Below are 19,556 nucleotides of genomic sequence, written 5' to 3' on the forward strand. Positions count from 1 at the left end.
GGGGCTGGGGGTATTTGGTTTTACCGGCCTAAAACATTACGGGGGGGCGGGGGGTTCCTGGCTATGGCTAAAACACTCCCTATAAATGTTTCGCGTGAACCCCCGCTCCCACATTGGCTCTTGCCCATATTCAAGTTTTCCGGAGTTTTCCATGACGGCCCATGCCGACCTTTCGCCGACCCTTCAACTCGCCATCGACCTGATCCGCCGCCCCTCCGTGACGCCGATCGACGCCGATTGCCAGAAGCAGATGATGCAGCGCCTGGGCGATGCCGGTTTCACGCTGGAACCGATGCGCATCGAAGATGTGGATAACTTCTGGGCGACCCACGGCAAACACGACGGCCCGGTGCTGTGCTTCGCCGGCCACACCGACGTCGTCCCGACCGGCCCGGTCACCGCCTGGCAGATCGACCCGTTCAACGCGCTGATCGACGAACACGGCATGCTCTGCGGCCGCGGCGCGGCGGACATGAAAGGCAGCCTTGCCGCCATGACCGTGGCAGCCGAGCGCTTCGTCGCCGACTATCCGGACCACAAGGGCAAGGTGGCTTTCCTGATCACCAGCGACGAAGAAGGCCCGGCGCATCACGGCACCAAGGCGGTGGTCGAACGTCTCGCCGCCCGCAAGGAACGCCTGGACTGGTGCATCGTCGGCGAGCCGTCGAGCACCACGCTGGTCGGTGATGTGGTCAAGAACGGTCGTCGCGGCTCCCTCGGCGCCAAACTGACCGTGCGCGGCGTGCAAGGTCACGTGGCGTATCCGCACCTGGCGAAGAATCCGATCCACCTCGCCGCGCCGGCACTGGCCGAACTGGCCGCCGAACACTGGGACCACGGCAACGACTTCTTCCCGCCCACCAGCTTCCAGATCTCCAACGTCAATTCCGGCACCGGCGCGACCAACGTGATCCCCGGTGACCTGGTGGCCGTGTTCAATTTCCGCTTCTCCACCGAGTCCACCGTCGAAGGCCTGCAAAAGCGCGTCGCCGACATCCTCGACAAGCATGGCCTGGACTGGCACATCGACTGGGCGCTGTCCGGCCTGCCGTTCCTGACCGAACCGGGCGCATTGCTGGATGCCGTTGCATCGAGCATCAAGGACGTCACCGGTCGCGAAACCAAAGCCTCTACCAGCGGTGGCACCTCCGACGGGCGTTTCATCGCGACCATGGGCACGCAAGTGGTTGAGCTGGGCCCGGTCAACGCAACGATCCATCAGGTCAACGAACGGGTGCTGGCTGCCGACCTCGACGTGCTGACCGACATTTACTACCAGACCCTGATCAAGTTGCTCGCCTGATGCTGGCCTGCCCGATCTGCAGCGAACCGCTGAATGCGGTGGACAACGGCGTGGCCTGCCCCGCCGGGCATCGTTTCGACCGCGCGCGCCAGGGTTACCTGAACCTGTTGCCGGTGCAGCACAAGAACAGCCGCGACCCCGGTGACAACCTGGCGATGGTCGAAGCCCGCCGCGACTTCTTGAACGCCGGTCATTACGCACCGGTGGCCAAGCGCCTGGCGGAACTGGCTGCCGGGTACGCGCCCCAGCGCTGGCTGGACATCGGCTGTGGCGAGGGTTACTACACCGCGCAAATCGCCGAGGCCTTGCCTCACGCCGATGGTTATGCGCTGGATATCTCCCGGGAAGCGGTCAAACGCGCCTGCAAGCGCAACCCTGCCCTGACCTGGTTGATCGCCAGCATGGCGCGGGTGCCGTTGGCCTCTGGCAGTTGCCAGTTTCTCGCCAGCGTCTTCAGCCCGCTGGACTGGGAAGAAGCCAAGCGCCTGCTCAGCCCCGGCGGCGGCTTGATGAAGGTCGGGCCAACCAGCGGCCATCTGATGGAATTGCGCGAGCGCCTGTACGACGAGGTCCGTGAGTACACGGATGACAAGCACCTGGCCCTGGTGCCGGAAGGCATGACGCTTCGACACAGTGAAACACTGGCGTTCAAGCTGACCCTGGAAAAGGGTCAGGACCGCGCGAACCTGCTGGCGATGACGCCTCACGGCTGGCGCGCCAGTGCCGAACGCCGGGCGGCGGTCATTGAGCAAGCGGAGCCTTTCGAGGTCACTGTTTCGATGCGCTACGATTACTTCGTACTTCAATAATTTTGGTCTTGAGCAACGGCTCGAGGCCGGCTAAATCCGCGAATGGATTTTTCAGACCCACAGTGAGGACATCCATGCGCCAACCTGATATCGAGATTTACCTGAAAGACGCCGACGTAGACTACAAGGCCGTCGCGGCCTGGCTCGGCGCGGCTTTAGGCCCATGCACCGATTGGGTCCAGAAAGGCCAGACTTACAAGTGCAAGGCCGGCAATGTACCGGTGACCTGGCTGCCGAAAGCTGTCGGCAAATGGAACAGCCTCTACCTGGAAAGCGACCAGACCCCATGGGAAGACGACATCGCCTGCGCCCGCGCAGCCTTTGTCGCGCTGAACGTCGAAGTACGTTGCGCACCGGGCAGTTGGGTCGAGGAAGAAGGTGAAGAGACGGCGGATCGCTGGATGCGCATCAGCGCCGATGGTGAAGAAGAGATCACCTGGAAAACCGCTTGACCCTGACGGACATCGTGAACCTGTAGGAGCCGGCTTGCCGGCAAACCAGACAACGCGGGATGTCTGACACACCGCATTCGTTGCGGTGCGGCGATCCGACAAGCCAGCTCCTACAGGGGACCGAATTACAGGCCGACGACGTCTTCGGCCTGCAACCCCTTCTCGCCAGTCACCACCGCATACTCAACCTGCTGCCCTTCAGCCAGCGAGCGATGCCCCTCCCCGCGGATCGCACGGTAGTGCACGAACACATCCACCCCGTCCTCGCGCTGAATGAAGCCATACCCCTTGGCATCGTTGAACCACTTCACATTGCCGGTTTCACGCGTAGCCATAAAACTGTCCCCTTCTTTTTATTGTTGAGCGGCCGAGTATATGACAGACGCGAAAACTCTCAACTCAACTTTACTTAGCCGCTTTTTTGCCGATTTTCGGCGAATACGGCACACTATCGGCCGCCCGAGCATTTGCTCGGTTTCAACCACTCACGCAGAAGCCGTATGACCCGTTCCCCGCTCCGCCGTCTTGTGTTTGGCACCTTGCGCCGACTCTTGTACCTCTGGGTTCGCTCGGAGACGATCAACCAGTCCTCGCTTTACCTCAACCTAGACCGCAGCCGTCCGGTGTTCTACGTCCTGCAAAATCCTTCGCTGACCGACCTCGCCGTGCTCGATACCGAGTGCGGCAAGGCAGGTCTGCCGCGCCCGGTGCTGCCGGTCTCGGTGGGCAACCTGGTGGAACCGGCGGCGTTTTTCTACCTGACGCCAGCCCCCGACTGGCTAGGACGCCAAGACAAACGCGGGGCGCCACCGACCCTCACCCGCCTGGTCAGCGCCCTGAGCCAGAACGCCGCCGAAGACGCGCAAATCATCCCGGTCAGTGTGTTCTGGGGTCAGTCGCCGGACAGCGAATCGAGCCCTTGGAAACTGCTGTTCGCCGACAGCTGGGCGGTCACCGGCCGCCTGCGCCGGTTGCTCAGCATCATCGTGCTGGGCCGCAAGACCCGCGTGCAGTTTTCGGCGCCGATCCACCTGCGCGAGCTGATCGATCACCACAAGGGCCACGAGCGCACCGTGCGCATGGCCCAGCGGATTCTGCGGGTGCATTTCCGCAACCTCAAAGCCGCGGTTATCGGCCCGGACATCTCCCACCGGCGCAACCTGGTCAAGGGGCTGCTCAACCAGCCATTGGTCAAGCAGGCAATCCTCGACGAAGCCGAGCGCGAAAACATCTCCCCGGAGAAAGCCAAGGCCCAGGCCCTGCGCTACGGCAACGAGATCGCCTCGGACTACACCTACACCGCGATCCGCTTTCTGGAAGTGGTGCTGAGCTGGTTCTGGAACAAGATCTACGACGGGATCAAGGTCAACAATATCGAAGGCGTACAACAGGTCGCCCAGGGTCACGAAGTGATCTACGTGCCATGTCACCGCAGCCATATCGACTATCTGTTGCTGTCCTACCTGCTGTTCCGCAATGGCCTGACACCGCCGCACATCGCTGCCGGGATCAACCTCAACATGCCGCTGATCGGCGGCCTGTTGCGCCGTGGCGGTGCGTTCTTCATGCGCCGCACCTTCAAGGGCAACCCGCTGTACACCTCGGTGTTCAACGAGTACCTGCACACCCTGTTCACCAAAGGCTTCCCGGTCGAATACTTCGTCGAGGGCGGCCGTTCGCGCACCGGGCGCATGCTGCAGCCGAAAACCGGGATGCTCGCGATCACCCTGCGCAGCTTCCTGCGCTCGTCGCGGATGCCCATCGTGTTCATTCCGGTGTACATCGGATACGAGCGCGTACTGGAGGGCCGGACCTATCTCGGCGAACTGCGTGGCGCGAGCAAGAAGAAGGAATCGATCTTCGATATTTTCAAGGTCATCGGGGCGCTCAAGCAGCGTTTCGGCCAGGTGGCGGTGAACTTCGGCGAGCCGATCAAACTGACGGAATTTCTCGACAGCGAACAGCCGGACTGGCGCCAGCAGGCGCTTGGCCCGCAGTTCAAACCGGCCTGGCTCAACGAAACCACCCACCGTCTCGGAGAGAAAGTCGCGCAGCATCTGAACGAAGCCGCCGCGATCAACCCGGTCAACCTGGTGGCCCTGGCACTGCTGTCCACCAGTCGCCTGGCCCTGGACGATCGCGCCATGGCGCGGGTCCTCGACCTGTACCTGGCACTGCTGCGCAAAGTCCCGTACTCGCCACACACCACCCTGCCGGAGGGTGACGGCCGGGCGCTGATCGAGCACGTGAAGGACATGGACCTGCTGTCCGAGCAGAGCGATGCCCTGGGCAAGATTCTGTATCTGGACGAACAGAATGCCGTCCTGATGACCTACTACCGCAACAACGTGCTGCACATTTTCGCCCTGCCATCATTGCTGGCGAGCTTCTTCCAGAGCGCGTCGCGCATGAGCCGCGAACAGATCCTGCGCTACACCCGCGCGCTGTATCCGTACCTGCAAGCGGAGCTGTTCATTCGCTGGTCGCCGGACGAACTGGAGGCGGTGATCAATCAGTGGCTCGAGGCGTTCGTCGAGCAAGGCCTGCTGCGGTTCGAGAACGACGTCTACTTGCGGCCGGCACCGAGTTCGCGGCATTTTGTGCTGCTGACGCTGCTGTCGAAAAGCATCGCCCAGACCCTGCAACGCTTCTACATGACCGTTTCTCTGCTGCTCAACAGCGGCCAGCACAGCATCACGGCCGAAGAACTGGAAGACCTGTGCACGGTCATGGCCCAGCGCCTGTCGATCCTCCATGGCCTGAACGCCCCGGAATTCTTCGACAAGAGCCTGTTCCGCCACTTCATCCAGACCCTGCTCGACCTCGACGTGCTCAAGCGCGATCAAGCCGGCAAGCTGGGCTATCACGAACTGCTTGGCGAGTTGGCCGAAGGCGCGGCGAAGCGGGTATTGCCGGCGGAAATTCGTTTATCGATCCGTCAGGTGGCGTTGCACCGCAGCGAAGATGCGGCCGAACTGGTCACACCGATCTGATCCGATAGTGCAACTTTGCCGATACCACCGGCAAAATCCGCTAGATTGTCATTGGCGCCGATCTTCTTCGGCCGCCTATGACAAGGATCCGCTTTATGAAAAAACTTTCTCTCCTCGGTCTGACTGTTTTACTCAGCGCTTGCCAGTTCATGCAACCTGCCTCGAAAGGAAGCCTCGACGGCGAAGTCTTCTATCTGCAACGCAGCGCCCTGCCACCGAATGCGGTCCTGAGCGTCAGTTTGCAGGATGTGTCCCTGGCCGATGCGCCAGCGGTCGTTCTCGATGAACAGAAAGGCCAGGTCGAAGGCCAGGTACCGCTGCCGTTTCGTCTGAACTACGATCCGGCCCAGGTGACGGCCGGTCATACTTATTCGATCAGCGCGCGAATCGAGGTGGATGGCAAACTGAAGTTCACCACGACCGAACAGCACGTAGTGCAACTTGATGGCAGCGACCCGGAATCGCTTAAAATCCGCGTTCACGCCGTCCGCTAATTTATCCGAACAAGGAAGCCACCATGCTCCGCCCTACTCTTCATCTCGCCGGCCTGTGCGCAGGCTTGATGTTCTGCGCCAGCGCCTTGGCGCTGTCGCTCAGCGACCTGTCGCAAAAGGACGCCACCGGCGGCCTGAAAGATGCCCTGACCCAGGGCGCGCAACTGGCCGTGAAGCAGCTCGGCACGCCTGGTGGCTTCAGCAACAACCCGGAGGTGAAAATCGAACTGCCGGGCAAACTGGGAAAAGTCGCCAGCAAAATGAAACAGTTCGGCATGGGCGCCCAGGTCGATCAACTGGAAACCAGCATGAACAAGGCCGCTGAAACCGCCGTTACCCAGGCCCAGCCGATCCTGGTCGATGCGGTGAGAAAAATGAGCGTGGAAGATGCCAAAGGCATTCTCAGCGGCGGAAATGACTCGGCTACGCAGTACCTGAGCAAAACCAGCCGCGAACAGATCCGTGTCAAGTTCCTGCCGATCGTCAAGCAAGCCACCGACCAGGTTGGCCTGGCCAAGCAGTACAACTCGTTCGCAGGCCAGGCTGCAACGCTGGGCGTGCTGGATGCAAAGAATGCCAACATCGAAAGCTACGTCACCGAGCAGGCGTTGAACGGTTTGTTCGAGATGATCGGCAAACAGGAAGAAACCCTGCGCCAGAATCCTGCCGCGGCGGCGACCAGTTTGGCGAAGAAAGTCTTCGGTACACTCTAGGCTTCAGCACAAGACACCTGTGGGAGAGAGCCTGCTCGCGAGGGGGCCGTGTCAGTCACATCATTTTTTGCTGACAGCGCTTTCGCGAGCAGCACGCAGGATGACCGAACACTGGAAATCGATGAAATAGGTCAGGTCAAGATCATCGGCTTCGGTATTCAAATACGAGCGACCGTACTTCACTGGCGCGTTGCGCAGCAAAATGCTGATCGCGATGTAACGGAATGCCGAAAAATCATTCTTGAACATGAACCAGTAAAATAACGCGCGCGCGACCCGGCCGTTGCCATCGCGAAAAGGATGCTCGTAGCCCAGCGCGAAATGCAGGGCGATGCCTTTGATCAGCGGATGAAGGTAATCCGCGTGATTGGGGTCGCTGTGCGGCTGGTTGATCCACTTCGCCAGCATCTCTAGTCGTGAAGCGAGCCCCGCTGCGGGAGGCGGCGCATGGACAGTATTGCCTTCGCCATCCTGTACCACCACTTCATCGTTGTCCCTGAATTCCCCCGGCGAATATTGCGTGTCATCGATTCCCTCCACACCGACGCGATGCATCGCTGCAATCAGCTCGACACTCAAGGGTTCATAACGCGGAACCCGGCATACCCAAAGGTATCCCGCGCACAGCCGCCATAACACAGGCATAAAAAAGCGCCCGCTTTCGGATGGTGGACGCTGTGCGTCTGAAGTTTAACCGGGCTGCGAAACCCGGTCGCTTCTTTTTGCAGCGACGATCAATGGCTAGAGGTCGCACTTCCCACGGACAACCTGAAAATCTTGTGGGAAAGTTCTGAGCATGTGATCGAGCGGTAAACATCGTCGACTTTGAGGCCGCCTTCGCGAGCAGGCTCGCTCCCACAATTCGATCGGGTATACCTGTGAGGGATTGGTCGGCTGTCAGGCCGCCTTCGCTGGCAAGCCAGCTCCTACAAGGGTTTTAGGTACATCTGCAGAATCAAGTCGGCTGGGAGGCCGCCTTCGCTGGCAAGCCAGCTCCTACAAGGGTTCTGGGTACATTCGTAAAATCAGGTTGGCTGTCAGGCCGCCTTCGCGGGCAAGCCTCGCTCCTACAGGGGTTTCGTGTACATCCGGAAAATCAGTGCGGTGGGCAAGCCTCAATGCCGGTCAGGAAATTGTAGGAGCGAGCTTGCTCGCGATGGACTCAAGAGCGCCGCGTTTAACCAGTAAACACGCGTTATCGTTAACGACCATCGCGAGCAAGCTCGCTCCTACAGGGGGCCGGGTACACCGGCGCTTCTCACCACTCATCAGGCCGAGCGTTAGCTCGCCTGCAGCTCTTGATCTTGATCCACCCGCCCCTTCGGGAGGCTGAGTGGAGGTGTTCATCCGGGGAGTGGCGCGCAGCGCCGTTCGACGCAGTCGAACACGCTGCATGTAGGTCGTAGCGAAGCCAACCTGCGGGCAGTGTCCCCGGATGGACACCGGAGCGAAGGAACCCCGAGCCTTAGCGAGGGGCCGGACGCTGGGGCGAGACCTTTGCTTCCTTTGGGGCGTTTGCCAAAGGGAGTCGACCGTCAGGGCGAAACCGTAAGCGGCCGTGACCGCAGCAACGGATATGTACTCAACCACCAAGAACCTGGCCGGCCCAAAGGCCGCCAAGTCCAACAGATCAAAACATCAAACCGACTCCTTCCTGACCCTGAACCAAGCCGCATAAAGCGCAGGAAGAAACAGCAACGTCAACGCCGTAGCCACAATCAACCCCCCCATGATCGCCACCGCCATCGGCCCGAAAAACACACTGCGTGACAACGGAATCATCGCCAGCACCGCCGCGAGCGCCGTCAACACGATCGGCCGGAAACGCCGCACCGTAGCTTCGATGATCGCCTGCCACGGCTTGAGCCCCGCAGCGATATCCTGCTCGATCTGATCCACCAGAATCACCGAGTTACGCATGATCATCCCGGACAAGGCGATCGTCCCGAGCATGGCAACGAAACCAAACGGCTGACGAAACACCATCAGAAACAAAGTCACCCCGATCAGCCCCAGCGGCGCAGTGAGAAACACCATCACCGTGCGCGAGAAACTGCGCAGTTGCAGCATCAGCAAGGTCAGCACCACCACAATGAACAACGGCACCCCAGCCTTCACCGAATCCTGCCCCCGGGCCGAATCTTCCACGGTGCCGCCGACATCCAGCAGATAGCCGTCCGGCAATTCGGCGCGGATCGGATCGAGGGTCGGCATGATCTGTTGCACCAGGGTCGCCGGCTGTTCCTTGCCATAGATATCGGCGCGGACCGTCACATTGGGCAGGCGGTTACGGTGCCAGATGATGCCTTCTTCGAAGCCGTATTCCAGGGTCGCGATCTGCGACAGCGCCACGCTGCGGCCATTGTCGGTCGGCACCGCCAGGCTCGGCAGCAACGACAGTTCGGTGCGTTCATGCACGGTGCCGCGCAGCAGGATCTCGATCAACTCGTTGTCTTCGCGGTACTGGCTGACGCTGGAACCGGTCAGGGAGCTCTGCAGGAACCTCGACAGGTTCGCCGTGCTCACGCCAAGCGCCCGGGCGCGGTCCTGATCGATGTTCAGGTACACGACTTTGCTCGGCTCTTCCCAATCCAGATGGACGTTGACCACGTGGGGGTTCTCACGAACCTTGGCGGCGACTTTGCGCGCCAGCGCACGGACTTCCTCGATGTGCTCGCCAGTGACCCGGAATTGCACCGGATAGCCGACCGGCGGGCCGTTCTCCAGCCGCGTGACCCGCGAGCGCAGGGCCGGGAATTGTTCGTTGAGGGTTTCGATCAGCCAGGTACGCAGGGGTTCGCGGTCCTCGATGGTCTTGGCCAGGACGACAAACTGGGCGAAGCTCGCCGCCGGCAGTTGCTGATCCAGCGGCAGGTAAAAGCGCGGCGAACCGGTGCCAACGTAGGCCACGTAATTGTCGATTCCGACGTGATCCTTCAGCAGCGCTTCAAGGCGCTTGACCTCGTCGGCGGTGTTGCTCAGGGAGGCGCCTTCGGCCAGTTTCAAGTCGACCATCAACTCAAGACGACCGGACGCGGGGAAAAACTGCTGCGGTACAAAGCGGAACAGCACGATCGAGGCGATGAACAGGACCCCGGTCAGCAGGATCACGGTCTTGCGCCAGCGCACACACCACTCCACCAAGCGCCGGACCCGTTGATAGAACGGCGTCCCGTAGGGGTCGGTCTGGCCGTCGCCGGTCCCGTGTTTGGCCGCATGAATTTTCGCCAGGTCGGGCAGGAGTTTTTCCCCCAGATAGGGCACGAACACCACGGCGGCGATCCACGACGCCAGCAACGCAATGGTCACCACCTGAAAGATCGAGCGGGTGTATTCGCCGGTACCCGATTGCGCCGTGGCAATCGGCAGGAAGCCGGCCGCGGTGATCAACGTGCCGGTGAGCATCGGGAAAGCGGTACTGGTCCAGGCATAGCTGGCGGCCTTGATCCGGTCGAAGCCCTGCTCCATTTTGATCGCCATCATTTCCACGGCGATGATCGCGTCATCCACCAGCAAGCCCAGCGCCAGCACCAATGCACCGAGGGAGATCTTGTGCAGGCCGATGCCAAGGTAGTACATGCAGGCGAAGGTCATCGCCAACACCAGCGGAATCGCCAGGGCAACCACCATGCCGGTGCGTACGCCGAGGGAGAAAAAGCTCACCAACAGCACGATGGCCAAGGCTTCCACCAATACTTGAACGAACTCGCCGACCCCGGTTTTCACCGCCGCGGGTTGGTCGGAGACCTTGCGCAACTGCATGCCGGCCGGAAGGTTTTTCTGGATCCTGGCAAACTCGACTTCCAGCGCCTTGCCCAGCACCAGAATGTCGCCCCCCGCCTTCATGGCCACGGCCAGACCGATGGCATCTTCGGCCATAAAGCGCATGCGTGGCGCGGGAGGGTCATTGAAACCACGGCGCACGTTCGCTACATCGGCAATGCGAAAGGTGCGATCGCCCACGCGGATCGGGAAGTTCTTGATCTCGTCGACGGTCTGGAAATTCCCCGACACCCGTAGCTGCAAGCGTTCGCTGGTGGTTTCGAAGAAGCCGGCGGTGGACACCGCGTTCTGCTCCTCGAGCGCTTGCTGCACTGCCGCCAGGGGCAGGCCGAGGGTGGCGAGCTTGACGTTGGAGAGCTCGATCCAGATTTTCTCGTCCTGCAGCCCGAGCAGATCGACCTTGCCCACGTCCTTGACGCGCTGCAGCTGGATCTGGATGCGGTCGGCGTAATCCTTGAGTACCGCGTAGTCGAAGCCGTCGCCGGTCAGGGCGTAGATGTTGCCGAATGTCGTGCCGAATTCATCGTTGAAGAACGGCCCCTGAACACCCGGTGGCAAGGTGTGGCGGATGTCGTTGGTCTTCTTGCGGACCTGATACCAGAGTTCGGGGATTTCCACCGAATGCATGGAATCCCGGGCAATGAACGTCACCTGTGATTCGCCCGGGCGGGAGAACGAGACGATGCGCTCGTATTCGCCGGTTTCCATCAGCTTCTTTTCGATGCGTTCGGTGACCTGGCGCGACACTTCCTGCGCTGTCGCCCCCGGCCAGAGCGTACGGATCACCATGGCCTTGAAGGTGAATGGCGGGTCTTCACTCTGGCCGAGCTTGGTGTAGGAAAGTGCTCCAACGACTGCCAGCAACACCATCAGGAACAGTACGATCTGGCGATTACGCAACGCCCATGCGGAAAGATTGAAACCCATCGGGACTATTCCTTGTGCGCCAGATTGACCACGCGGTTGGAGCGATCCACGGGGCGCACCTGCTGCCCTTCGAGGAGCACATGGACACCGGCCGCCACCACCCAGTCACTGGCGCTCAAGCCTTCGAGCACGGGCACGGTTTTCTCGCCGAAGGCACCGACCCGCACCGGGGTCTTCTTCAAGGTGTTGTCGGCACTGACGACCCAGACGTAGGTCGCGCCGTTTTCCGCGGTCAGCGCCGAAAGCGGTACGGACAGCGTCACCGCGTCGGCGGCCTGCACGAACACCCGGGCACTCTGGCCGAGTTCGGCGGGAACCTTGCCTTCTGTGAATGAGATGCGTGCGGCGAAGGTGCGGGATTTCGGATCGGCTGCCGGGGATAACTCACGGATGCGTCCGGCGAAACGTTGATCGGGTTGGGTCCAGAGTTCCACCGATACCGGCTGGCCGACCTTGAAACGGCCGAAGCTATGCTCCGGCAGGCTGATCGACACTTCGCGCTCGCCATCGGTGGCCAGGGTGAACACGGTCTGCCCCGCCGCCACGACCTGCCCGACTTCCACTGCTCGCTTGGCCACCACACCGGCCTGGGGCGCACGCAGCACCGCGTAGCTGGCCTGGTTGGTGGAGACGTTGAACTCGGCCTTGATCTGCTTCAGGCGGGCTTCACCGGAGCGGAACAGGTTTTCGGCATTGTCGTATTGCGAACGACTGACCATCTGCCGGTCCATCAAGGTCTTGTAGCGATCGCGCTCGGCACGCACCAGGTTCAGATTGGCTTCGGCGGCGGCGACCTGGGCGCGGGTGGCTTCCAGCTGCAGGCGCACGTCCTGGGGGTCGAGCTCCGCCAGCGGTTGGTCAGCCTTGACTCGCTGCCCTTCCTCGACCAGTCGTCGGCTGACTTTGCCGCCAATGCGAAACGCCAGCTCCGGCTCGAAGCGCGCACGGACTTCACCGGGAAAGCTGTCCATCGCCTGCGCCGACGGCTCTGGCTGCACCACCATGGCCGGTCGAACGCTGACTTGAGGCGCCTCTTCGTGACCACACGCAGACAGGAATAACGCCAGACTGACCGGCAACGCGAGGGGCAAGGCATAGCGGAACATGGTGAACGACCTTTCGCTAATGGTGCTTGGAATAATTATACTGACCAGTATGTTATTAATAGCAAACTCACCAGTCCAGTATTAAAAGCGAATATGTCGAACACTCTTTCAGCACCCAACGGTCCGGGCCGTCCCAAGGATCTGGCCAAACGCCAGGCGATCCTCGATGCGGCGAAAATTCTGTTCCTGAGTAATGGCTATGCCAACACCAGCATGGACGCGGTCGCGACCGAAGCCGGTGTGTCGAAGCTAACGGTCTATAGCCATTTCAACGACAAGGAAAGGCTGTTTTCCGCTGCGGTCATGGCCAAGTGCGAAGAGCAATTGCCTACGCTGTTTTTCGAATTGCCAGACGGCGTCGCGTTGGAAACGGTGTTGTTGAACATCGCGCGTGGCTTTCATCAGCTGATCAACAGCGACGAATCGGTGAACCTGCACCGGCTGATGATGACCCTGGGCAGCCAGGACCCGAAGCTCTCGCAGATTTTCTTCGAGGCCGGACCGGAGCGCATGCTGCATGGGATGGAACGGTTGCTGAGCAAGGTCGATCAGAGCGGTGAGCTGAGCATCGACAAGCCGCGCAATGCGGCCGAGCACTTTTTCTGTCTGCTCAAGGGGGCGGGGAATTTTCGCGTGTTGTATGGGTGTGGCGAGCCGTTGACCGGGGAGGCGGCCGAGAGCCATGTGCGGGAAGTGGTGGGGTTGTTTATGCGGGCTTATCGACCTCAGGCGGTCTGATTTTCTTCATTGACCGGACTGACGCCTTCGCGAGCAAGCCCGCTCCCACATTTGACCTGTGTCGTTCACGGAATTTGTGAACGCTGGAGATCCAATGTGGGAGCGGGCTTGCTCGCGATGGGTGCGACTCGGTCTCAGGGCTTGAGCGCTTTCTTCGGATAAATGTCATACCGACTGGATTTCCCGTCCAGCGCATGACTGGGCTTGGGCCCCGCAATGCACGGCGCCTTGCGCGGGCGCTTGACCACCACCCGGTGACTGGCCAGCGCCAAGGCCGCCTCAAGCAGTGCTGGCGCGTCGGGATCATCCCCCACCAATGGCCGGAACAGACGCATTTCCTTCTTCACCAACGCGGTTTTCTCGCGATGGGGAAACATCGGGTCAAGGTAGATCACCTGCGGCGGCTCACCTTCCCAGTTGCGCATCACTTCAATCGAATTGCCCTTGAGCAACCTCATCCGCGCCACGATCGGCGCCACGTCGAAATCCTCCGCGCCACGGGCCAGGCCATCTTCAAGCAAGGCGCCGATCAACGGCTGACGCTCGATCAGGTTCATCTCGCAGCCAAGGCTCGCCAGCACGAACGCATCCTTGCCCAGCCCGGCCGTGGCATCCAGCACCCGTGGACGCACGCCCTGGGCAATGCCAACGGCCTTGGCGATCATCTGCCCCGTGCCGCCACCGAACAACCGACGATGGGCCGCGCCGCCCTCGACAAAGTCCACCCGCACCGGCCCCGGCGCATCGGCACCCAGCTGTTGCAGCTGCAATCCCTGCTCGCCCACTTGCAAGGCGAACTCGGCGTCCGCCACCTGCATCGGCAAGCCCAGGCGCTCGGCCCATTGTTCGGCCTGTGGCTGAAAGGCCGGGGTCGAGGCCTCGACGTGGATGCGGCAGGCCGCAGGTTGCTCAATCATGGGGAAACACGCTCAAAAAATTAATGATCGGCAAAAACGGCCGATAACAAAACTATCGAGCATTTTGCCAGAGCTGAGCGTCGACCGAGAGAAATGTCAGACTTTCAACCCTCCATAACCGGCTTTATCTCGCCCTACGGCGATTACAGCCGGCAAAATACCCAGGCACTGAGCGGTGTCAGTCACCTGTGGCAGGATTTTTTTGCCCGGGCACTGGCCGATCATTCGGGTGAGGCGCTGCCGGAGTCGCTCAACTTTCCACCGGTGGATCCCGACAGCCCGATCGAGCCCACTGTTGGCAGCGATTTACTGGCGCACATCGTTGCCCAGCGCGACTGTGAAGTGAAGGACAACCAGGTGCGCCCGCCCGAGCCGTTGTTCCTGCCGATTGCCGAGTTCGAAATGGACCTGGCGGAGAAACCGTTTCCGCCGTTCCCGGAAGCGGCAATCATCGCGCAGCAGCAACAGCAGGATTTCGAAAGCGCCTGGGTTCGCCCGATCGTGGTGGCCGCCGGTCAGCCTGTACCGCCAGCCGGCCCGGCACCACAACCGCGTGCGCTGCATTTGCCGCTCGCCGAGTTCGAACTCCATCTGCTGGACAAACCCTTCCCGCCGTTCTCGCCAGAAGCGCTGCTGGAGCAACAGAAAGACTTCGATTTCGATATCGGCTGGGCGCGCCCGATCGTGCTGCAGAACCTGCGCATCGCCGCCTGAAACTCAGCGACATACGCTCCATGGCCCGACATCCAGGTGAAAGTGATCGCGGTGGGCGGCGTTGTAGTCCGGACTCAATACGCCACTGAACAGGTCGCAGGCGCCATCGCGGACCTGACGTAAAAACCGTGCATCACGATTATCCTTCGGCCAATCCTTGAGCACGCTGATGGAGCGGCCATCGGCCAGGCGGAAACCGGCGATATCGAGCGCATTGGCGCTGGCGTGCTGGCTGCGCCTGCCGTTCTCGCGACCATAAACGTTGCGACAGGCAAAGCTGCCCAGATGCTCGACGCGCGTCACAGGCTGGCCATAGACCGCCTGTGCCGCGGGTTGCAACGCGTGATGCTCGAACAGGGCGAAGGACACCGCCAGGCGGCAACTGGCGAGGAAACTGCTGCTCAGGCCCACTTCACCGCCTTGCACACGCAAGGTGTCGATCAACGGGCAGGTTGCGCCAGGGCTGTCAGCCTGGCGGGAGACGCGCAATCCGGAGCTGCCCAGGGCCTGGTCGCACAGCTGCGGATCATCGCGCAGTCGCATCAGCTTATAGCGCGTCAGAAAATTGGGTGCAGCCTTCACGTCCAGCGGCGCCCAAGGGTTCCATTGCGGTGGCGGCGAAACCCAGCCGCGCCAGACGCTCACCGCTGCCGCCGCGCCGATGATCAACAGCAGCACGAACAACACCCGCAGCACCGCCATCTTCAGCCTTTGAACAATTGATTGGCCTGCTGGAACGGCATGGAGCGCGAGGTGAACCCGAAGGTGCCCGACTGCCGGATCTCTTGCGCGGCACGAAAGAACTCGCCATACGCCGCCAGGGCCAGCGCCGAACCCACGCTGATCCGCTTGACGCCCATTTCACTCAATTGCTCGACCGTCAGCTTGAGCCCGCCGGACATCAAGACGTTGACCGGTGTGGGCGCTACCGCCCGCACCACCGCCAACACCTCCTCCGCGCTGCGCAGGCTCGGCGCATACACCACGTCTGCGCCAGCTTCGGCAAACGCCTGCAAGCGGCGAATCGTGTCGTCCAGGTCAGGTATGCCATGCAGAAAATTTTCCGCCCGGGCGGTCAGCGTGAACGGGAAAGGCAGACTACGGGCGGCGGCGACCGCGGCTTCGATGCGCGCTACTGCATGATCGAAGCAGTAGATCGGGCCGTCTTCGCGACCCGTGGCATCTTCGATCGAGCCGCCGACCGCGCCTGCTGCAGCGGCCCGCAAGATACTTTGGGCACATTCGGCAGGATCGTCGGCGAATCCGTTTTCCAGATCGACCGCGACCGGCAGATCGGTGGCCGCGACTATCGCCTGGACGTTCGCCAGGGTCTGGTCAAGGGTCAGTCCACCGTCGGGACGGCCCTGGGAAAAGGCATAACCGGCGCTGGTGGTCGCCAGTGCCTCGAAGCCAAGGCTGGCGAGCATGATCGCCGAGCCGGCGTCCCACGGATTGGGAATCACAAAAGCGCCGTCGCGTTCATGCAGGGCTTTGAACGCCTGGGCTCGAAGGGTTTGCGCATCCATTGGCAGGCTCCTGAAAAGGGGAACGAATCCGCTTCAGAGCAGGCCAAGTTGCTCCGCGGCGGGCTCTCTGTATAGCTCAGGCAGCGGCGGCAGGCCAGGCAAACGCAGCATCAGTTGTGCATGAAAACGCTGAGCAAGCCTGGCGGCCAGCAGATTGTCGGCGGTGTGCAGGAAAATATAAGGCGTGCGGCCTTCTTCGATCCACAGGGCGATTTTCTCGACCCAGGGCACCAGGAACGGATCATTGGCTTCCAACTGCGGATGGCCAATGAAGCGCACTTGCGGGCATTGGGTAAATGCCGCTGGACGTGGCGGAACCCGGGGCTTTTTCGCTTGGGCGTGGAGCACTGAGGGGTCGGTCGAGGTGCAGCTGAACAGCGCGCGCGGATCGAGGCAGATGCGTTCGACGCCGCGATCCAGCAGCAGGCGATTGAGTCTGCGCTCGGCATCGCCCTTGGCGAAGAATTCGTCATGCCGCACTTCGACTGCCAGGGGGCGGTCCACGGCATGGATAAAACCGGCCAGTTCCGACAGTCGTTGCGGCGTGAAGCTTTTCGACAATTGCAGCCACAGCGGCGAAACACGCTCACCCAAGGGTCTGAGCAATTGCACGAAGGTTTCGGCTGCCTTCAGTTGTTCACGCAGGTCGCCGCTGTGACTGATGTCGCCGGGAAACTTGGCGGTGATGCGAAAGTGTTCGGGCATGGTGTCGGCCCAGCGCTGCACGGTGGCGGCAGAGGGGCTGGCGTAGAAAGTGGTATTGCCTTCCACGGCGTTGAACACCCGGGCATACAGATTCAGAAATTCGGCGGGCCTGGCGTCTTGCGGATACAGGTAGTCGCGCCAGGCGTTTTCACTCCAGGACGGGCAACCGAGGTAGTAAGGCAGCACCGTCAGATGTACAGGTCGAGACCCAGCACATCCGCATCCCAATCGACAAATCCGGCGGTGCTCAGGTAGCTGGCCAGGGCCATGGAGACGGTTTTACTCATGGCGCGGTGGTACACCATGTCTTGCTGACGGGCAGGTAGATTGCTCAGACGCTGCGCTGAGGCTTTGGCGGCGCGAGCGGCCAGTTGCTCTTCGGACGCAAACGCCAGCTCTGCGTCGATGTCGACGGATTCGTCCTCGATCACGCGGCCTTTACGGGGCTGGCGCTTGATGGGGTAGGACTGGGAGGACAGGCCGTCTATACGCATGATTGCGGGGCTCGGTTTCGATGATGGCAGTTTAGTGGCGCACATCCCACTTCGCAAACGGCCGAGTGATCACTAGAACACAGAAACGACGAAAGGTTTACAACTCGGGTTAAAAACGGACGGTTGGCGTTGGCTGGTAGGCCACCATCGCGAGCAAGCTCGCTCCCACAGGTTCTGAGGTGTGCTCTGATGTAGTGCTCGACACAGAACCTGTGGGAGCGAGCTTGCTCGCGATGGGACCCACTCGGTCCCGGATATTACCGCGCCTTGGGGGTCGCCACTTTATCTCGCAAATAAACCGGCTGCGCCTCATCCGCCACTATCGCCTCGCCCCGCTCCCAGGCAAATCGCGCAAGCGTCAGCAGGTCTTCAGCATGCGGCAACATGCCCGCATCCTGCCCGGCCAGACTGACCGCAATGCGCTCGGCATACCCCCAGCCAGTGCCGGCGCCAAACCACTCGCCGCTGGCATCGGCCGGCAATGCTGCCGCTTCCGGCGGCAACACCGCCTCATGACCCACCAGGCGCATCTCACCTGCCGTTTCCTGGTAGCAGCCCCAATAAACCTCATCCATCCGCGCATCGATGGCGGCTGCCACCTGGCTGACGCCATGCTCGCGATACGCCCGCTGCGCCAGCACCGCCAGGTTCGACACCGGCAACACTGGACGATCCAGCGCAAACGCCAGGCCCTGCACCACGCCAATGGCGATCCTCACGCCGGTAAAGGCACCCGGCCCACGGCCGAAGGCGATGGCATCGACCGCCTGCAAAGTAGTCCCCGCCTCTGCCAGCAACCGCTGAATCATCGGCAATAGCTTCTGCGCATGCAGGCGCGGGATCACCTCGTAATGGCTCGTGACCTTGCCATCATGCAGCAAGGCAACGGAGCAAGCTTCAGTCGCGGTGTCCAGGGCCAGCAAGGTACTCATCGATGTTTCCGTAAGAGAGGTCAGAAAAAGTCCGCCAGTATAAACAACTACGGCCCGCAAGCGGGCCGTAGAAGATCAAGCGGGGTTCAGCTCAGCGCTTCGAGCACCTTGCCGGTGATCGATTCAACCGAACCGACGCCAGCAATGTGACTGTATTTCGGTTTGCCCTGATCAGCGGCCAGATTCTGGTAGAAGTCTACCAGGGGCTTGGTCTGGGAATGGTAGACCGACAGGCGATGACGAACGGTTTCTTCGGTATCGTCCTTGCGCTGCACCAGTGCTTCACCGGTGACGTCGTCAACACCTGCGACTTTAGGCGGGTTGTAGACGGTGTGGTACACGCGACCGCTGGCCTCGTGGACGCGACGCCCGGCGATACGCTGCACGATCTCTTCGTCGTCGACGGCGATTTCGACCACGTGATCCAGCTCGACGCCGGCTTTCACCAGGGCTTCAGCCTGCGGAATGGTGCGCGGGAAACCGTCGAACAGGAAACCCTTTGCGCAATCGGCCTGGCTGATGCGTTCCTTGACCAGATTGATGATCAGGTCATCGGAAACCAGACCACCGCTGTCCATGACGCTCTTGGCGATCAGGCCCAGCTCGGTGCCGGCCTTGACCGCGGCACGCAGCATGTCGCCAGTGGAGATTTGCGGAATGCCGAATTTCTCGGTGATGAACTTAGCCTGAGTACCTTTACCGGCACCGGGAGCTCCCAGCAGAATGACGCGCATCGATGTGCTCCTCAATTTTTTATATATACAGATAACGTCAGATTCGCCTCGTGGGGCCAATCTCAAAAAAGGATCGTGACCGCCCAAACGGCCAAAGGCTGATCAAGATACACAGCAGGCCCTGACCACACAAGCCGCCAAAAGTCGGAGAAACCCGCGCCCGAAGTGACCTTTGCGACGGGGTAGCCCTAGTCGCAACCCCGTCATTAACTGTCG

Annotated in this window: 18 protein-coding genes and 1 pseudogene; 8 read left to right on the forward strand and 11 right to left on the reverse strand. The window is 61.2% G+C overall.

Going from position 1 to position 19,556, the window contains the following annotated elements; translation table 11 throughout:
- Positions 1–151 precede the first annotated feature (151 nt).
- The 3 genes from dapE to J2W17_RS20855 all read left to right on the forward strand — a co-directional run bounded on the left by dapE (position 152) and on the right by J2W17_RS20855 (position 2,564).
- Positions 152–1,303, forward strand: a complete 1,152-nt coding sequence (gene dapE / locus J2W17_RS20845) for a succinyl-diaminopimelate desuccinylase (RefSeq protein WP_307338566.1) — start codon at positions 152–154, stop codon at positions 1,301–1,303.
- Complete coding sequence (locus J2W17_RS20850; protein ID WP_307338569.1) at positions 1,303–2,112, forward strand: putative RNA methyltransferase; 810 nt, start codon at positions 1,303–1,305, stop codon at positions 2,110–2,112. The genes dapE and J2W17_RS20850 overlap by 1 nt, the downstream gene beginning before the upstream one ends.
- Positions 2,113–2,186: 74 nt before the next feature.
- Complete coding sequence (locus tag J2W17_RS20855) at positions 2,187–2,564, forward strand: hypothetical protein (RefSeq protein ID WP_307338572.1); 378 nt, start codon at positions 2,187–2,189, stop codon at positions 2,562–2,564.
- A gap of 125 nt (positions 2,565–2,689) precedes the next feature.
- Here J2W17_RS20855 and J2W17_RS20860 read toward each other — a convergent pair whose 3' ends face one another.
- The gene (locus tag J2W17_RS20860; protein ID WP_010462862.1) at positions 2,690–2,899 is read right to left on the reverse strand and encodes a cold-shock protein; all 210 of its coding nucleotides are present in this window, start codon (positions 2,897–2,899) and stop codon (positions 2,690–2,692) included.
- Between the two features lie 165 nt (positions 2,900–3,064).
- Here J2W17_RS20860 and plsB point away from each other — a divergent pair, with 165 nt between their 5' ends.
- From plsB to J2W17_RS20875, 3 genes are all read left to right on the forward strand, one after another.
- A complete protein-coding gene (plsB, locus tag J2W17_RS20865; RefSeq protein ID WP_307338577.1) occupies positions 3,065–5,557 on the forward strand; it encodes a glycerol-3-phosphate 1-O-acyltransferase PlsB in 2,493 nt (830 codons plus the stop codon).
- 95 nt (positions 5,558–5,652) lie between these two features.
- Positions 5,653–6,051: a YbaY family lipoprotein gene (locus J2W17_RS20870; RefSeq protein WP_307338580.1), complete on the forward strand. Its 399-nt coding sequence runs from the start codon at positions 5,653–5,655 to the stop codon at positions 6,049–6,051.
- Between the two features lie 23 nt (positions 6,052–6,074).
- Positions 6,075–6,764: a DUF4197 domain-containing protein gene (locus J2W17_RS20875; RefSeq protein WP_307338583.1), complete on the forward strand. Its 690-nt coding sequence runs from the start codon at positions 6,075–6,077 to the stop codon at positions 6,762–6,764.
- Between the two features lie 90 nt (positions 6,765–6,854).
- Here the strand turns inward: J2W17_RS20875 and J2W17_RS20880 are convergent.
- The 3 genes and pseudogenes from J2W17_RS20880 to J2W17_RS20890 form a co-directional block, all read right to left on the reverse strand.
- A pseudogene (locus tag J2W17_RS20880) lies at positions 6,855–7,355 on the reverse strand (Fic family protein); the annotation flags it as partial.
- 1,047 nt (positions 7,356–8,402) lie between these two features.
- On the reverse strand, positions 8,403–11,474 hold the full coding sequence (locus J2W17_RS20885) for an efflux RND transporter permease subunit (RefSeq protein ID WP_307338586.1): 3,072 nt from the start codon (positions 11,472–11,474) through the stop codon (positions 8,403–8,405).
- 5 nt (positions 11,475–11,479) lie between these two features.
- Positions 11,480–12,580 carry an efflux RND transporter periplasmic adaptor subunit gene (locus J2W17_RS20890; RefSeq protein WP_307338589.1) on the reverse strand — a complete coding sequence of 367 codons (1,101 nt, stop codon included), beginning with the start codon at positions 12,578–12,580 and terminating at the stop codon, positions 11,480–11,482.
- A 93-nt stretch (positions 12,581–12,673) separates the two neighbouring features.
- On the opposite strand from J2W17_RS20890, the gene J2W17_RS20895 reads away from it, so the two are divergent.
- The gene (locus tag J2W17_RS20895; RefSeq protein WP_307338591.1) at positions 12,674–13,318 is read left to right on the forward strand and encodes a TetR/AcrR family transcriptional regulator; all 645 of its coding nucleotides are present in this window, start codon (positions 12,674–12,676) and stop codon (positions 13,316–13,318) included.
- 134 nt (positions 13,319–13,452) lie between these two features.
- Here the strand turns inward: J2W17_RS20895 and J2W17_RS20900 are convergent, their stop codons facing one another.
- Positions 13,453–14,235: a class I SAM-dependent methyltransferase gene (locus tag J2W17_RS20900; protein WP_154978456.1), complete on the reverse strand. Its 783-nt coding sequence runs from the start codon at positions 14,233–14,235 to the stop codon at positions 13,453–13,455.
- Positions 14,236–14,328: 93 nt separating this feature from the next.
- Here J2W17_RS20900 and J2W17_RS20905 point away from each other — a divergent pair, with 93 nt between their 5' ends.
- The gene (locus J2W17_RS20905) at positions 14,329–14,949 is read left to right on the forward strand and encodes an energy transducer TonB (protein WP_307338593.1); all 621 of its coding nucleotides are present in this window, start codon (positions 14,329–14,331) and stop codon (positions 14,947–14,949) included.
- A 3-nt stretch (positions 14,950–14,952) separates the two neighbouring features.
- On the opposite strand, the gene J2W17_RS20910 is transcribed toward J2W17_RS20905, so the two are convergent.
- The 6 genes from J2W17_RS20910 to adk form a co-directional block, all read right to left on the reverse strand.
- Entirely contained in the window at positions 14,953–15,651 is a 699-nt protein-coding gene (locus J2W17_RS20910) for an extensin-like domain-containing protein (RefSeq protein ID WP_307338596.1), read from the reverse strand.
- 2 nt (positions 15,652–15,653) lie between these two features.
- Entirely contained in the window at positions 15,654–16,475 is an 822-nt protein-coding gene (locus tag J2W17_RS20915; protein ID WP_307338598.1) for an isocitrate lyase/PEP mutase family protein, read from the reverse strand.
- Between the two features lie 33 nt (positions 16,476–16,508).
- Positions 16,509–17,366 (reverse strand): DUF72 domain-containing protein, encoded by an 858-nt coding sequence (locus tag J2W17_RS20920; protein ID WP_307338601.1) that lies wholly within the window; start codon positions 17,364–17,366, stop codon positions 16,509–16,511.
- 2 nt (positions 17,367–17,368) lie between these two features.
- Positions 17,369–17,674: a hypothetical protein gene (locus J2W17_RS20925; RefSeq protein ID WP_307338603.1), complete on the reverse strand. Its 306-nt coding sequence runs from the start codon at positions 17,672–17,674 to the stop codon at positions 17,369–17,371.
- Positions 17,675–17,931: 257 nt separating this feature from the next.
- Positions 17,932–18,606: a tRNA (adenosine(37)-N6)-threonylcarbamoyltransferase complex dimerization subunit type 1 TsaB gene (tsaB, locus tag J2W17_RS20930; protein ID WP_307338606.1), complete on the reverse strand. Its 675-nt coding sequence runs from the start codon at positions 18,604–18,606 to the stop codon at positions 17,932–17,934.
- Between the two features lie 86 nt (positions 18,607–18,692).
- Positions 18,693–19,340 carry an adenylate kinase gene (adk, locus tag J2W17_RS20935; protein WP_307338610.1) on the reverse strand — a complete coding sequence of 216 codons (648 nt, stop codon included), beginning with the start codon at positions 19,338–19,340 and terminating at the stop codon, positions 18,693–18,695.
- Positions 19,341–19,556 lie beyond the last annotated feature (216 nt).

Origin of the sequence: Pseudomonas lini (assembly GCF_030812475.1) — a bacterium.
In the GTDB taxonomy this organism is placed as follows: domain Bacteria; phylum Pseudomonadota; class Gammaproteobacteria; order Pseudomonadales; family Pseudomonadaceae; genus Aquipseudomonas; species Aquipseudomonas lini_A.